Below are 14,830 nucleotides of genomic sequence, written 5' to 3' on the forward strand. Positions count from 1 at the left end.
ACACTATCACACGTTATGTCCACCAGCTATAAAGCCCTGACCCGGGCCTACCGGCCGCAAACATTCGAAGACATCGTATCCCAGGAACATGTAAGCAACACCCTGAAAAATGCGATTGCCAATGAACGGCTGAGTCATGCCTATCTGTTTTGCGGTCCGCGGGGCGTGGGAAAAACCACGATGGCGCGTGTTCTGGCCAGGACCATCAATGAAGTGGACATGAACGTGGACGGGGAGGAGCTTAACAACACACTGAACATCATTGAAATTGATGCCGCCTCGAACAACAGTGTGGAAGATATCCGGTCGCTGAGGGAGCGTGTTCGTATTCCTCCGCAAAGCGGACGGTACAAAGTCTATATCATCGATGAAATTCACATGCTCAGCAAGGCCGCATTCAACGCCCTGCTCAAAACGCTGGAGGAACCTCCCGCCCATGTCATTTTCATCTTTGCAACAACCGAACCGCACCGGATTCTGCCAACCATTCTCTCGCGTTGCCAGCGTTTTGACTTCCGGAGAATCACCGTGGAGGAGATTGTCGACCGGCTCAAAACCATTGCTGAAAAAGAGAGCATTGAGATTGACACCGAATCACTCCATGTCATAGCCAAGAAGGCGGACGGCGCTCTGCGCGATGCGCTCGGGATTCTGGATCAGGCCGTTGCATTCTGCGGCACGAGTATTTCCTATGACGAGCTGCACCGGGCGCTGAATATCGTAAGCACGGAACGCATGTTTGAGCTTACGGACGCACTGATCCGGAAAGATGCACGGGCAGGCATGGCGCTGCTTCACAATCTTCTGCACATTGGTAATGACATTCAGGAGTTTCTTGGGGCCCTGACCGAGCACTTCCGGAACATGTACCTGGCAAAGGACTCACAGAATTTTTACCTGATTGAAGCCACCGACGACACTAAGCAGCGTTTTCAGAAGATAGCATCGCATTTTTCGGAAGACGATCTGATGCGCATGATGCATATTGTGCACGAGGCGGAGTTTTCCATCAGAAATGCACAGCAGCCGAGAATTCACCTTGAAGTGACCCTGCTGAAGCTTTTCCACATGTCCCGCACCGATGGTCTCCGGGAGCTGGTTCTGAAACTGGATCAGCTTGAGCAAAAAGTGACCTCAGATTCCCCGGGCGGGGATACCGGAAAAGCCGGTCCGGAGCAAGACAGTCCGGGGCATGGTGGGAAACCATCTCAATCTGCTGAGGAAGCGGCAAAACAGAAACCACAGCCTCCGCCCCGGAAAGAGAAACCAGCCCCCTCTTCAGCCTCACAGAATGTCGGAACCGGTGATCGCTCCGGAAGTACCGCCGAGCCCGGAGGACAGGTTCGAGATGAGCCTGACATTTTCGGAACTCCTACATTAAAGCGACCGAAAAACCATCTCTCGGCAGTTTCGCTTCCGGACAAGAATGCGGATACTGCTTCAGGTCATGGAGAAATCAGGGGCAATCTTGCCCTTTCTCCTAAACCGGATCCTGAAAAGTCCGGAGAAACTGCGCAAAGCGGGCAGAATCCCCTGCCACAGGAAACCAAACGAAAACCGCTGCGACAGGCAGAGAACCTGGATGAAATCACTGAAATCTGGCCTGATTATCTCGAGACCCTGCGCAGTTCAGTGAGCAACATGCTCTATTTTTCGATCCAGAAAACGAGACCCGTCGCTCTTGACAAAGGGCTGGTGACACTGGAATGCAGTGACAGTTTTACCTCGGATATAATCCGGGAACAGCACCGGAAATTATGCGATGTCCTCAAAGAACATTTCGGGTATGCATTACGTTTTACATCACAGCTTGTAGAACAGGAAAAGCGCAGCGACAACGTGCATGACCCGTACGAACACTTTGCGGAGCTGCAGAAAAAAGACCCCGCACTGCGGCGCATTGTTGAACTGTTCGGTGCGGAACTTGAATATTAATTGAATCATAATTACCGGAGTCAGCTTATGAATATGGCAGATATGTTTGGCAAACTGACCGATATGCAGAAAAAAATGGAAGAAGCCAAGCAGCAGCTGCATGAACTGGAAGTGGAAGCTCATGCGGGCGGCGGCATGGTAAAGGTAACCGCCAACGGAAACCGTGAAATCACCTCAATAAAAATTGACAAAGATCTTGTCGACCCCAACGACACAGAAATGCTCGAAGATCTTGTCGTAGCCGGTATCAATCAGGCACTTAAAAAGGCCGAAGAAGCCGGACAGGAAAAAATGAGCGAGATAACCAAGGGCATGCTTCCGGGTGGAATGGATCTCGGCAACCTTGGCCTGAAGTGATAATATCCAACACAGACAGTTGACACCCCACTGATGCAGCTCATTTCAGAAACGCTTGAGCAGGCTGTTGAACAGCTGGCCCGGCTCCCGGGAATGGGACGAAAGTCCGCCCAGCGTATTGCCATGCATTTGCTCAAGCAAAATGACGAACAGGTCCTGCGGCTTTCAAAAGCCATTGCCGATCTCAAGAAAAACATCCGGTATTGCTCGACGTGCTTCAATATCACGGATCAGGATCCCTGCCCCATCTGCTCATCCGAAAAACGCAACACGGGTGTGGTTTGTGTCGTGGAAGAGCCAAAGGATGTCTATGTCATAGAGCGCACGAGGGAGTTCAATGGCCGTTACCATGTGCTGGGAGGTGTCATCTCTCCCCTTCAAAATGTGGGGCCCGATGAAATCCGTGTCAATGAACTCATCCGGAGAATTCGCGACGGAGAAGGAATCAAGGAGCTGATTCTGGCTCTTAATCCCGATGCCGAGGGTGAGGCAACCGGATATTATATCAACAAGCTGGCCCAGCCCATGGGAGTTGATGTGACCCGCATTGCCCACGGAATACCCATGGGTACGGATCTCGAGTTTATCGATGATGCCACGCTGACCCGGGCGTTTGCCGGACGCAGAAACTTCTGAGATTCCCTTTCATTTCTCTTTCTGACCGCTTCAGAACGCACCTGACTGCTCGTGTACGTATCTTGAACACTTCTGACCGCTTCGGACCACTTCTGAACAGATCTGACAACACCAGACTGCCCGACTGACTAACTGTTTAACTGTATTACTGTTTAACTGTTAACTGAATAACGGTCTCGCCTGCATATTAAAAGTAAAACTGTGCCTGCAGCATAACCACATGGGCAGGATCATCGAAATCGATATCGTCCGACGGTTGTGTTCTCAGATTGTATGCCAGAATGAGTCTGTTCATGAAAAACGGTCGATCCTGCAGTACGCTGATGCTGTATGAGCCTCCGGCTGTTAGGAATACCTGCTTTTCCGTACTCGCATCACCCAGGTCATTATACAAGTACTCACCCATCGCGAAAAGCTCTATATGCGATGCTACCAATGCACTGCCAAACAGTGAGGCGCCAAGATGATGATGGATGCCGTGAGGCTCCACCTCCTGATAGCTGATTCCGATGAAGTCTGCCTTGACACGGAAGGGCTGCTGTCCCGGAAGCGGCCCCCAATAGGCATTGGCAGAGTAGGAGTAATAATTTCTTCCGGTTCCGCCGATTTCCGTTAACGGATTTTGTGATGTGTTCACACTTCCATACGCTCCCAGCTCCAGCTCATCACGATCGCCGGGCCAGTGCGTCGCTGATGCACTGAATGCAAATCCGTCAGTACTGATTCCGTCGTCAACCGGGTCATTGCTTGCTCCCCTTCTGAAGTTCCAGCCATTGTACCCGTTATGCAGGAAACCCCTGAGTTCCCAGTTCGGAGTATTCCATAGCGCTTCAACACCATAGTCGCGGCCGTCAGCGCCAATAGTCATGCGTGCCCATTTATCCGAAATGGCCGGACGGTCGATTGCATCAATATGAGCATGTCCTGTTCTGGCGTAAGCCCGGGGCTGTGTACCGACAAAACGACCTGCCCGAATGGTCAGATTATCATTCAGGTAATATTCACCCCGGACATCCAGCAGGGTGGCACTGGCACCCGAACCTTCCATCTGAAGAAAAACACCGAGGTCGTCTCCGATATCTGTATAAAGCCGCAGCCTCATTCTCCGAAGGCCAAACCCGACACGTTCGTTCTGATCTGAGGTGTAGGTCAGGCGGGGCTGTATGGTGCCTCCTATACCAAGCGAAATATCATCCGCCATGGTGCGGACGATGCCGGGTTCGTTTTCCTGAGCTTGTGCTTCAGAGGTTATGCCCGCGAGAAGGGCGGCAGCAACAGCTGCAAACAGTACTTTATTTATATTCATATGATTATATCCTGATCAATTATTGGATAATGTAAAATGCGGGACGCGGAAGGAACAGCCCGCCGGTAACGCGGGCAAAATTACAATTATATCATAAATTCTTTATGAAACAGTACTTTTTCATACCGGAAATGCCCCGGACCGTCTGCAGTTGTTTTTCAAAAAAGGATTAAAACAGCCTGGTTTGTACTGTTTCTTTTTTTTCGGCCTTCTCGATGCTTGGCCTTGCATGCTGGCCGCGGTATACCGTCAGCATTTCCGGAACAAATGATCTCTCGAACGCCCTCCTGGCAAAACCCTCAAGAGCTTTCTTTCCGTTGCTTGTAATGGCGATGTTTCCGTTCTCATCCTCCTGCAGAAACCCGAACTGGCGAAGATCATTTACAATGAGAAACGAGAGCTGCGGTACGGTGCCGGAGTGGGACTCGATAAAACTTCGGTGGTTGTTGTCATCGGGCGGATAGACCGCCATGCCCATGATATTAAATTCCACTTCCGTCAACGGATAGCCTGATGAGTCTTTGGTAAGCATATTATCCCATGCCGGCTGGCTGTAATACAGCCCAAACCAGTGCTTGGCCTCTTTAACCAGCTTTTTTGTAACTGTGCAGGCAAAGTACTCACCGGATAATGCCCTTCTCGGTTCCCCGCGGGACCGGTACATTCCTACCATGGATGCCAGATCCAGGACATGCAAATTTGGCGGATACACAAAAAAGCCATCGGACTTTTTTTGCATGGCAACCTCAGTTATCCAACTTTTTGTTTGATTAAGTCAAGAACCGAGCCCATATCAATTGATTCTGCATCCTTGTGCCTGGGAATGCTGATGTTCTTTTTCCCATACTTGACATAAGGCCCGTACCGCCCGGTCATAATCTGAATATTTTCACCTGTTTCCGGATGTTCTCCCATATCCTTGACCACCGATGATGTCTTTCGGCTTTTTTTCTGGGCCTTCTGCTTCAGCAACTCGAGAGCGCGGTCAAGTCCGATATCAAGAATATTATCATCTTTGGACAGAGACTGGAAGGTGCCGTCGTGTACAACATACGGACCAAAACGTCCGATACCGGCTTTTACATCCTTCCCGGTTTCAGGGTGCTCACCAAGTGATCGCGGAAGGGAGAGCAGCTTAAGCGCCGTTTCAAGATCAACATCCTCCATATTCATACCCCGCGGGAGTGATGTCCGCTTCGGCTTTTTCCCCTTTTCATTGTTCTTGGCCTCACCAAGCTGAACATAGGGGCCGTACCGACCTGTAAGGACAAAAACATCTTCCCCTGTCTCTGGATCCCTGCCAAGACTTTCAGGTCCATGCTCGGTGCTTTCGATCAGCTTCTTAAGTTTATCCGCACTGATGTCAGCCGGTGACATGCCTTCCGGTATGGATGACATGATCTCCTGCCCGTCCTCCTTTTTGGCCTGGACGTACGGACCGAACCTGCCCAGCAGAACACGCATTCCATTGAGCCCTTCAACAGGAAGTTCAATATGTCTCGCCTCCTGAGGATCAATGCGCGACTCCTGTTTTTCAACAATGTTTTTCAGCCCGTTATCTCCTTCGTAGTACGACTTCAGGTAATTAACCCGGTCTTCCTTGCCGGAAGCTATATCGTCGAGCCTCTGCTCCATTTCTGAAGTAAACTGTTCGTCAACCAGATCAGGAAAGTGTTTTTCAAGCAACTCTGTGACGGCAAATGCCGTGAAGGTGGGCACCAGGGCATTGCTCTCCTTTCTCACATAGTCACGCTCCATAATAGTTCCAATAATCGTGGCATAGGTGCTTGGCCTGCCTACGCCGTCTTTTTCAAGCTGCTTCACAAGACTTGCTTCGGTAAATCGGGCCGGCGGCTTGGTTTCATGCTGAACCGGCACCACATCACGACAGTGAATATTCTGATCTTTCTGCATTTCCGGCAGAATCTTGTCGCGATCCTCAATCATTGCATCAGGATCATCACTTCCCTCAACGTAAGCTCGGAAAAATCCCGGGAATAGCACTTTCTTGCCAGTAGCCCGGAAGGTTGCCTTCGACTGCTCAGTCGTGGCATGTATGGTCACATTGGTGAATTCCAGCCTGGCCTCGGCCATCTGGGTTGCCATGGTTCTTTTCCATATAAGATCGTAAAGCTTTGCTTCGCGTCCGCTTAAAGGGGTGTCTGAGGGTGTGCGAAAGGTGTTTCCAGCCGGACGGATCGCTTCGTGCGCTTCCTGAGCTCCTTTTGATTTTCCCGAGAAGGATCTCACGCTTGGGCTCAGATAATCTTCACCATACATACTTTCCACTGCAGCTCTTGCTGCATTTAATGCCTGACCGGACAGGTTGGTGGAATCCGTACGCATGTAGGTTATATAACCCTCTTCGTACAGCTTCTGGGCAATACGCATAGTATCTCTTGCGGAATAACCGAATTTCCGGTTTGCTTCCTGCTGCAGGGTGGAGGTAATGAAGGGAGGCGCCGGTGAGCGTTTTTGAGGCTTGGTTTCTATATCGCTGACCGTCCACTTCGCTTTTTTTAGATCATCTTTCAATGAGCCGGCCTCTTCACCTCCGAGCAGTACTACTTTGTCGGGCTTTTTAAGCTTGCCGGTTGATTCATCAAAGTCCTTACCAGCCGCCAGGCGTTTGTCATCAAGATGAGTCATCTCCGCTTCAAAATCCCGCTGCTCATTTTCTGCGGATGTGTTCAGAACAGCCTTGAGATCCCAGTAGCTGCCGCTGCGGAACTTCATCCGTTCACGTTCACGATTTACCAGCAGCTGAACGGCCACGGACTGAACCCGTCCTGCTGAAAGACCGGGACCGATTTTTTTCCATAACAGCGGGGATATGGTGTATCCGGCAAGTCGGTCAATGATCCTTCTGGCTTCCTGCGCATCCACCAGGTCCATGTTAATATCCCGGAACTCCTTAAGAGCCTTGTTTATGGCCTCTTCGGTAATTTCATGGAACACCATCCGCTTGACGGGTATTTTCGGTTTCAGTTCATCTTTGATGTGCCATGAAATACCTTCTCCTTCCCGGTCCTCATCCGTTGCCAGTATCAACTCATCCGACTCTTTTATCAGTTTCTTGAGTCTGGTCACCGTTTTTTTCTTGGTCGGCGGAATGACATACAGCGGCTCATAATTATTGTCGAGATCGATTCCGAGGTTGGCCCATTTGTTTTTTTTCAGCTTTGCCGGAATCTCCTTCGCCGAGGCAGGCAAATCACGTATATGACCATTGCACGAATCCACAGACATGTGCTTTGGGAGAAACTTTTTTATGGTCTTGGCCTTGGTCGGCGATTCAACAATTATGAGCGACTTCATTCAAGCAGTTTATTTGTTTATCCCTGTTCAGGATGTGAGTTCTTTTATTTTTTCCAGCAATTCAGCAGCATGATTTGCTGTATCGATCTTTTCAATAACGGCTTTGACGGTTCCGTCCGTATCAATAAAATAGGCAGATCGGGACGGACCATGAAACGTTTTGCCGTACATCTTCTTTTCTACCAGCGAATCCGTTGCTTTTGCAAAGTTATGATCGGGATCGGAGGCGAGAATATACTCAATTCCAAGTTTATCAGCGTATTTTTTATGTGAACCGCAGGTATCCTTGCTGAGGGCAATGAGATTATACCCGTGATCTGCAAATGCCGAAGCATGTTCTGCAAGGCTTGTGTTCTGCCGGTCACATCCGCTTGTATTGTTCTTCATATAAACGGAAACTACCACCGGACGGTCAAGCAAATCAGCAAACTGAACCTCTTTTTCTTCCTTGCCATCCCATATTTTCAATGGGAACGATGTCTCGATTTTTTCTCCTGGCTTTACCATGATTTACCCCTCGGATTTGATTCTGGTGATTGATATTAAGCAGATCATGCGACGTATCAGCTCTGCTTTTACTCATCAATTATCCCTCAGCTGTTTTCGTTCCGCAAGAACAATTCAACAATGCAGATCAGGATAACTGATAATCCTTACACTCGCAACGACATCCTTCAGCAATCCGCAGTCTGCACAACATCAATAAATCTCTGCCTTACTGTTTGATTACGACTTCGGATTCAGCCTATCTTGCAAAAATTTTTTACTTTGTCTGTTACTGTTTTTTTCAAATCTGGCCCTGCGTGACTGCAGCAGCCGCACAACCTTTTTTACCGACAGCTCAAACCATCATTTATGAACAAAGACAAACTCACCATAAAAAAATCAGGCAAAAAAAATGACTCTTTCCGGGAGCAAATCGAGGAGGCCTGTGATTTGATGGACCGGATTTACCGGCAGGGTTTCTATCCAAAAATGAAGGTGTTCCGCGCATGGTCCGAACACAATCCGGTAATCGAAGGTGAGTTTGCAAAGCCGGAGGTCTATCGCTGGTACTTGAAAAGGGAGCTGGGCAAAATGGTGGATTCCGGAGCTGAAGTTACCATTTCGCCATCGCGTGAATGCATTTCACTGAATGACCCGAAACTGCTTGATGCCATTGACGAAGACCACTGGGACTTCACAAAGAAAAAGCTTTTTCTGTTTCGGGCCGAACGGATCGATCTGTCCCTGGACCGGCTTGAGCATTACACTGGCACTCCTGCAAAAGACTTCCAGCGCTACATCATGTTTACTAATTACGACATGCATGTGGAAGTCTTCAAACAGAGTTATCCTGACTGCGTCAAACCGAAAAGAAACGTTCAGATGCCTGCCTATCATCACAAACTGGATGATAACCTCGGGCTGACCCTTATCAACATCGGTGTCGGTCCGTCAAATGCAAAAACCATTACCGATCACATAGCGGTACTCCGGCCGGACGCCATGATCATGGTCGGACACTGCGGCGGGCTGCGCAATCATCAGGATATCGGTGATTTTGTCCTGGCATCGGGCTATATGCGCGCCGACGGTGTTCTGGATCACAGCATGCCAAAAAATGTTCCCATCATACCCAACCACCTCCTCAACTATCATCTGCAGTCGGTTCTGGATGAGGAAAAAATGACCTATCGCACCGGCACGGTTTATACGATCGACAACCGGAACTGGGAGTTCATGAAGCACCGGGTTGTGCAGGAAATTCATGTGAGCCGCAGCATCGCCATCGATATGGAGTCGGCAACGGTAGCCACAAACGGTTTCCGGTACCGGATTCCAAACGCCACGCTGCTCTGTATAAGCGACAAGCCGCTGCACGGCAAACCCAAGCTTGGAAAATCCGCGCAATCGTTCTATCAGAACTCAAAGCAACGACACCTGAATATTGTCATCAAGGCCATCAACCTGTCAAAACAAAATTTTCCGGGCGGACTGCCCAATGCCAACATCCGGGCCATGGATGAGCCGCTTATGGGCGGGGGCTCCTGAGCGATGATATCCCGTTCCGGATTATCCGGAGTTGAATTTCGCCGGGCCGGGTCGGATGAAATCCTGCCCTTGCGTGCCCGGCTGTTGCGGCACGGAAAGCCGGTCGAAACAGCGGTTTTCTCTGAGGATTCCCTGCCGGACACCCACCATTTCGGGGCTTTTTCCGGGGGAACGCCCATCGGATGTCTGACTTTGCTTCATCATCCCGGTGAGGAACCGCCGGCCTGGCAGCTGCGCGGGATGGGCACGGAGACCCGGTGGCAGGGCAAAGGAGTGGGCCGGGCGCTTTTGGAAAAGGCTGAAAATGACCTGACCAAACAATATGGATGTATCCGGATCTGGTGCAATGCACGGGCTCACGCGGTGCCGTTTTACAAAAAAATGGGCTACAGGGTCACTTCAGGTGAATTTATGATTCCGGATATTGGCAAGCATTACAAAATGGAGAAAGTCCGGCAATGACGGACTGTAAGGTTTTGTGATTCTGCAACTCCCTCTGATACTGTGCGTGTTTTGCTGTCAACAGTATTCACGCACAATCCAACATAACCTATTTTTTTAAAACGGGGGATTAAATGCAAGCTACCGGAGAGTACCGGCAAACCGGAAAGAGAAAACCCATGGTCAGGGATCTTGCCGAAGACGAACAACCCAGAGAGCGGCTCATGCGGTATGGAACAGAGAGCCTGAGTGATGCCGAAATTCTGGCAATTCTGATGCGTACTGGCAGCCGGAAAATGAATGTACTGGACACCTGCCGGTCGCTGCTCGATCATTTCGGAGGCTTGCACAAGCTGGTACGAAAAAGCTGGAGAGAGCTGCGGATCGTCGAAGGCGTGGCTGATGTCAAAGCGATCACTCTTGAAGCTGCGTTTGAGCTGTCCCGCCGGCTGCAATCCGGCGGAAATGCCAAGCCCCTGTTTTTTCATACCCCTGAAGACGTTGCGGCGTTTTTCGGGCCAAGACTGCGCGATCTTCAGACAGAGCAGTTTCTTGTTGTTTTCATGAATGCGGCAAAGGCGGTCAACGGACACCAGGTTATCAGCAAGGGCGGGAAAACGGCCACAATTGTTGATCCCTCTGAAGTGATGCGCCAGGCCATCATGAACGAAGCCAACAGTATCATCATCGTGCACAATCATCCCTCGGCCAATCGCCGGGCTTCCAAAGCCGACATCTCCATTACCAGAAAAATTGTCCAGGCCGGAGATCTTCTGGATATTACCGTAGACGACCACATCATCATTGCCGGATATGATTACCTGAGCATGAGAGCAGAAGGATTGATGGGATAAATGCGACATCCTTCCGCTAAAGCTTGTATATTTGGGGCTTCGAACAAACAACTCAATCCCGACGATGCAAGATTACCTTAAGCAACAAATTACAGAAGCACTGCAAAAAATGGCACCCGGTCTCGAGATTCCGGAGATCACCATCGAAAAACCCCGTTCTCCGGAACATGGCGATGCCGCAACAAATATTGCGCTCGTTCTGGCCAAAACCCTGAAAAACAGTCCGGCAAAAATTGCTGAAGAAATAGCCTCACATATAGAAACACAGTCCGGTTTTATCAAGAGTGTTGAAGTTGCCGGACCCGGTTTCATTAATTTCCGGTTTTCCGAAAACTGGTTGAGTGAACAGCTGATGGATGCTTTCCGAAAGAAAGATCAGTACGGCCGCAGCAATGTGCTTCAGGGTAAGCATATCCAGGTAGAGTTCGTCAGTGCCAACCCGACCGGACCGCTGACTGTAGGTCACGGCCGCAATGCGGTACTTGGGGATACCGTCGCCAGAGTACTTGAATGGGCAGGTGCCAAAGTTGAGCGGGAATACTATTTCAACAATGCCGGAAGACAAATGAGAGTGCTGGCTGAAAGTGTTCGTGCGCGTTATCTGCAGGAAATCGGGGTTGATGCAACATTCCCTGAAGGAGGCTATGAAGGCGCCTATATCACTGATATCGCCCGGCAGGTTCGTGAAGATCATGGTGATGATCTGGCCGGTGAAGAACATCTTGGCGTATTCAAAAAAGCCGCCGAAGAAAGCATATTCGAGGATATAAAACGGACACTTGCGCGGATGAATATCTCGATGGACTCCTTCTTTAACGAAAACACACTGTATGAGGACGGATCCATTGACAAAGTCATCGACTTGCTGAAGCAAAAGGGTCTGATTTACGAAAGCGAAGGGGCAACCTGGTTCAAAACGACGGGGTTCGGCAAGGACAAAGATACGGTATTGATCAAAAGCTCCGGTGAGCCTACTTACCGGCTCCCGGATATTGCATATCACATAAACAAGCTCTCGCGTGGCTTTGACCTGGCTATTGATATCTTCGGTGCAGACCACATTGCAACCTATCCCGATGTTGTATCAGCCGTAGAGGCCTGTGGCTTTGACAGCAGTAAAATTGATGTCATCGTATATCAGTTTGTGACCATTGTAAAAGATGGAAAGCCCTTCAAGATGAGTACCCGCAAAGCCAATTTTGTTACACTTGACGAGCTCATGGATGAGGTCGGTGCTGATGTTACACGTTTTTTCTTCCTTATGAGGGCTCCCGGCACACACCTGGAGTTCGACATCAACGAGGCCAAGGAAGCCGGGGAAAAGAACCCTGTTTTTTACCTGCAGTATGCCCATGCGCGCATTCAAAGCATCATGAGAAAAGTCAGGGAAACGTACGATTTTGAAAACGCTGAGCCCGACTTCACATTACTCCGGCATGAGTCTGAAATCTCCCTCATCAAACGGGTTCTTGAATTTCCGGAGGTAATCAAAAGCACCGCCGGACACCGCGAACCTCACAAGATTATCAACTATCTGAACGAGCTTGCAACGGCTTTCCACCGTTTTTATCACGACTGCAGGATTCTTGGTGAAGACGAAAAGCTTGCCAAAGCCCGGACCGAACTGCTCACCGTTACTGCTACGGTATTGTCAAACGGCCTTGGTATTCTTGGAATTAATGCGCCGGACCGGATGTAGCTCGGTCAGATGGCCACGCATCCTGTTGCGTATTGCTAGCTTCATTGCGGGACATTTTTTCAACCGACGCCGGCCCTGATCCGGCGCTTTTTTCAGCCCGTCCCTGCTTTAGTCCAGACCTGTCTCAATTCAGGTCTGACTGAGTGAAATCCTGCTTCAGCTCAAGTCTGACGATTCTCATCAGCCCGGCCTCTCGTTTTTCCCTGATTTCAAAACCGGCCTTGTCAAACAGCCGGCAAGCAAAATCCACTGCCGGCACCCATATACCCCCTTTTGACAGCAGGCGCAGTAATACAGAGTTTGTCTTGCTTTCAGTAGCCAGGAACATAACTACAGCACGCCCGCCGTGCTTCAGCAGTCTGGACAATTCCGTTAAAACAGCATCCGGCCTCGTCAGTTCATTCAGCGTCCCTCCCATTACAATGCCATCCACTGCATCAGAATAAATTGGAACCGATGCAGCATCACATGCAAGAAAGGATGCATTATTCCCTTCGGGCATTAATTTCACGGCCTGCATCAGCATGTGCTGCGAATAATCAAGCAAGATCACGGAAGCATCCGGTTTTTCTTCAAGAATCACTCGGGCATACAATCCGGTGGAACAGCCGGCATCAACAAGAATCTCATTTTCCGAAGGCTGCAGCAGCTGAATCATATGACGGCATTCATCCTTCACATTCCAGCGGTTTCCGGTTAGCAGCGTACTGGAGAAGCGGCGCCAGAAGGGCTCATACCCCAGGGCCGTCATTTTCCACAAATTACTTCGCTCTGCAAGACTTTCCGGGGCAAAGTAAAAAGCAGGTGCCTTGTGGAGTTTCCCCGGATTCAATAACAGGGCCTGAGGAGACCATCTTCCGAACGCATCGGTTTCTTTCATATTCAGGATAAAAATCAGGAATCAACTGTGTCCGGGAAAGCGAACCCTTTATTTCCGGTCGGAGTTCCTTGGACTTCCGGGCCGATGCAGGTCAAGACGGTATCTGGACCATTCGTACGCATCTTTCATGGAGAAAACGGTTTTATGCTTGAAGAACGATTTGTTGCCAAAGCGATAGTGGGACAACCAAAGCATTGTGGATAAATAGATCCGCATAATGGAGGAAGAAACCACCATTGCCGTTCCGGCCAGCTCATGCATGTCCGAGCTTTTCAGCCAGGATAATATCTTCTCCCTCACTTCGCCGTCAAGGTTTCCAATTTCACGAAGATCCATCACAAAGCAGAAATCCTCATTCCGGTTACGAAACTCATCCACCCTGCTGATCAGCTCTTCAATATCCGGGCGTGTTTCCTTTCCCGAAAAAGTTATAATGACAATCGGCCAGCGATTCTCATCAACTACAATACGTGTCATAAATACTTTGTTACAGTCCTTAACCAATAACTGTTTTTACCAGTGGTTAATGCCAAAATATACCATTATTAATCTTCAGGAAACATTTTTTTGAACCACCAGCGAAACAGGTGCTCCCTTTTCAATACCAAGCATCTGTTCGGCGCTGCCTTTATTGATTGCTATTTCCAGCATACCGGAACTCCCGATCAAAGCAATTGCTTCACCGTCCGGAACGTCCGTATATGAACGGCTTATTTTTTTCAGAATTGTATTACCAGCATAGATTTTCACATTGGATCTGATGTTCTTTTCTTTGATCAATGTATCAGGAATGTTGGTAATCAGATTGCCATATCTGTCGATATGAACAATCCATCCCTGGATACCCTCTTCATCGGAAATCGGCTTTGCCCATTTGTATCTGGTAAGTTCAGTAAGCTCTGTCCCGAATTTGCCGATGCCCTCTTCAGGATCCTGCTCGCACAACCAGGCTGCAACCGGCGCAAATATGTCCCGGCCGTGAAACGTAGCCGAAATGGCATCTCTCCAGTAACTTCGATTATCCAGCTCAATCACTTCTGAAGTTTCGTCCTCCATCACAAGAGAGAACAGGCCATTGTCCGGACCGACAAAAAACTGATCCCTGATCTTGACCAGCAGCGGCTTTCGCATGCTGCCGACCCCCGGATCCACAACAGCCAGGTGAACCGTCCCGGGAGGATACAGGAATGCCGTATTTTTCAGGATCCATGCGGCAGCCATGACATCCTGCGGGGGAATATCATGGGAGATATCAACCAGGCGAACATTCGGCGAGATCCCGAGGATCACGGCTTTCATCGCACTGACATAATAATCCCGGCTGCCGAAGTCTGTCGTCAGGGTAATAATGCGGGATGTTGAAGACATTT

Annotated in this window: 14 protein-coding genes; 7 read left to right on the forward strand and 7 right to left on the reverse strand. The window is 49.6% G+C overall.

The window, feature by feature from the left end:
- The first annotated feature begins 15 nt into the window (after positions 1-15).
- Genes dnaX through recR form a run of 3 tightly spaced genes read left to right on the forward strand, consistent with a single transcriptional unit; the run spans position 16 to position 2,928 of the window.
- Positions 16-1,935: a DNA polymerase III subunit gamma/tau gene (gene dnaX, locus NATSA_RS02385; protein ID WP_210510097.1), complete on the forward strand. Its 1,920-nt coding sequence runs from the start codon at positions 16-18 to the stop codon at positions 1,933-1,935.
- 27 nt (positions 1,936-1,962) lie between these two features.
- Positions 1,963-2,292, forward strand: coding sequence for a YbaB/EbfC family nucleoid-associated protein (locus NATSA_RS02390; RefSeq protein WP_210510099.1), 330 nt, complete (start codon positions 1,963-1,965; stop codon positions 2,290-2,292).
- Positions 2,293-2,325: 33 nt separating this feature from the next.
- A complete protein-coding gene (gene recR, locus NATSA_RS02395) occupies positions 2,326-2,928 on the forward strand; it encodes a recombination mediator RecR (protein WP_210510100.1) in 603 nt (200 codons plus the stop codon).
- 187 nt (positions 2,929-3,115) lie between these two features.
- Here recR and NATSA_RS02400 read toward each other — a convergent pair whose 3' ends face one another.
- From NATSA_RS02400 to NATSA_RS02415, 4 genes are all read right to left on the reverse strand, one after another.
- Positions 3,116-4,234, reverse strand: coding sequence for a hypothetical protein (locus NATSA_RS02400; RefSeq protein WP_210510101.1), 1,119 nt, complete (start codon positions 4,232-4,234; stop codon positions 3,116-3,118).
- A 169-nt stretch (positions 4,235-4,403) separates the two neighbouring features.
- Positions 4,404-4,973 (reverse strand): hypothetical protein, encoded by a 570-nt coding sequence (locus NATSA_RS02405; protein WP_210510103.1) that lies wholly within the window; start codon positions 4,971-4,973, stop codon positions 4,404-4,406.
- Between the two features lie 11 nt (positions 4,974-4,984).
- Complete coding sequence (gene topA, locus NATSA_RS02410; protein WP_210510104.1) at positions 4,985-7,552, reverse strand: type I DNA topoisomerase; 2,568 nt, start codon at positions 7,550-7,552, stop codon at positions 4,985-4,987.
- A gap of 27 nt (positions 7,553-7,579) precedes the next feature.
- Entirely contained in the window at positions 7,580-8,059 is a 480-nt protein-coding gene (locus tag NATSA_RS02415) for a peroxiredoxin (RefSeq protein WP_210510106.1), read from the reverse strand.
- A 348-nt stretch (positions 8,060-8,407) separates the two neighbouring features.
- Here NATSA_RS02415 and NATSA_RS02420 point away from each other — a divergent pair, with 348 nt between their 5' ends.
- The 4 genes from NATSA_RS02420 to argS all read left to right on the forward strand — a co-directional run bounded on the left by NATSA_RS02420 (position 8,408) and on the right by argS (position 12,580).
- A complete protein-coding gene (locus NATSA_RS02420) occupies positions 8,408-9,586 on the forward strand; it encodes a phosphorylase family protein (protein ID WP_210510107.1) in 1,179 nt (392 codons plus the stop codon).
- 3 nt (positions 9,587-9,589) lie between these two features.
- Complete coding sequence (locus NATSA_RS02425; protein WP_210510109.1) at positions 9,590-10,048, forward strand: GNAT family N-acetyltransferase; 459 nt, start codon at positions 9,590-9,592, stop codon at positions 10,046-10,048.
- A gap of 113 nt (positions 10,049-10,161) precedes the next feature.
- The gene (radC, locus tag NATSA_RS02430) at positions 10,162-10,881 is read left to right on the forward strand and encodes a RadC family protein (RefSeq protein ID WP_210510111.1); all 720 of its coding nucleotides are present in this window, start codon (positions 10,162-10,164) and stop codon (positions 10,879-10,881) included.
- 64 nt (positions 10,882-10,945) lie between these two features.
- A complete protein-coding gene (gene argS, locus NATSA_RS02435; protein ID WP_210510113.1) occupies positions 10,946-12,580 on the forward strand; it encodes an arginine--tRNA ligase in 1,635 nt (544 codons plus the stop codon).
- Between the two features lie 124 nt (positions 12,581-12,704).
- On the opposite strand, the gene NATSA_RS02440 is transcribed toward argS, so the two are convergent.
- The 3 genes from NATSA_RS02440 to NATSA_RS02450 form a co-directional block, all read right to left on the reverse strand.
- Positions 12,705-13,460: a class I SAM-dependent methyltransferase gene (locus tag NATSA_RS02440; protein WP_210510114.1), complete on the reverse strand. Its 756-nt coding sequence runs from the start codon at positions 13,458-13,460 to the stop codon at positions 12,705-12,707.
- A 48-nt stretch (positions 13,461-13,508) separates the two neighbouring features.
- Positions 13,509-13,937, reverse strand: a complete 429-nt coding sequence (locus NATSA_RS02445; RefSeq protein WP_210510116.1) for a SpoIIAA family protein — start codon at positions 13,935-13,937, stop codon at positions 13,509-13,511.
- Between the two features lie 75 nt (positions 13,938-14,012).
- Positions 14,013-14,828, reverse strand: a complete 816-nt coding sequence (locus NATSA_RS02450; RefSeq protein ID WP_210510118.1) for an SAM hydrolase/SAM-dependent halogenase family protein — start codon at positions 14,826-14,828, stop codon at positions 14,013-14,015.
- Positions 14,829-14,830: the final 2 nt, after the last annotated feature.

Source organism: Natronogracilivirga saccharolytica, assembly GCF_017921895.1.
GTDB classification, from domain to species: Bacteria; Bacteroidota; Rhodothermia; order Balneolales; family Natronogracilivirgulaceae; genus Natronogracilivirga; species Natronogracilivirga saccharolytica.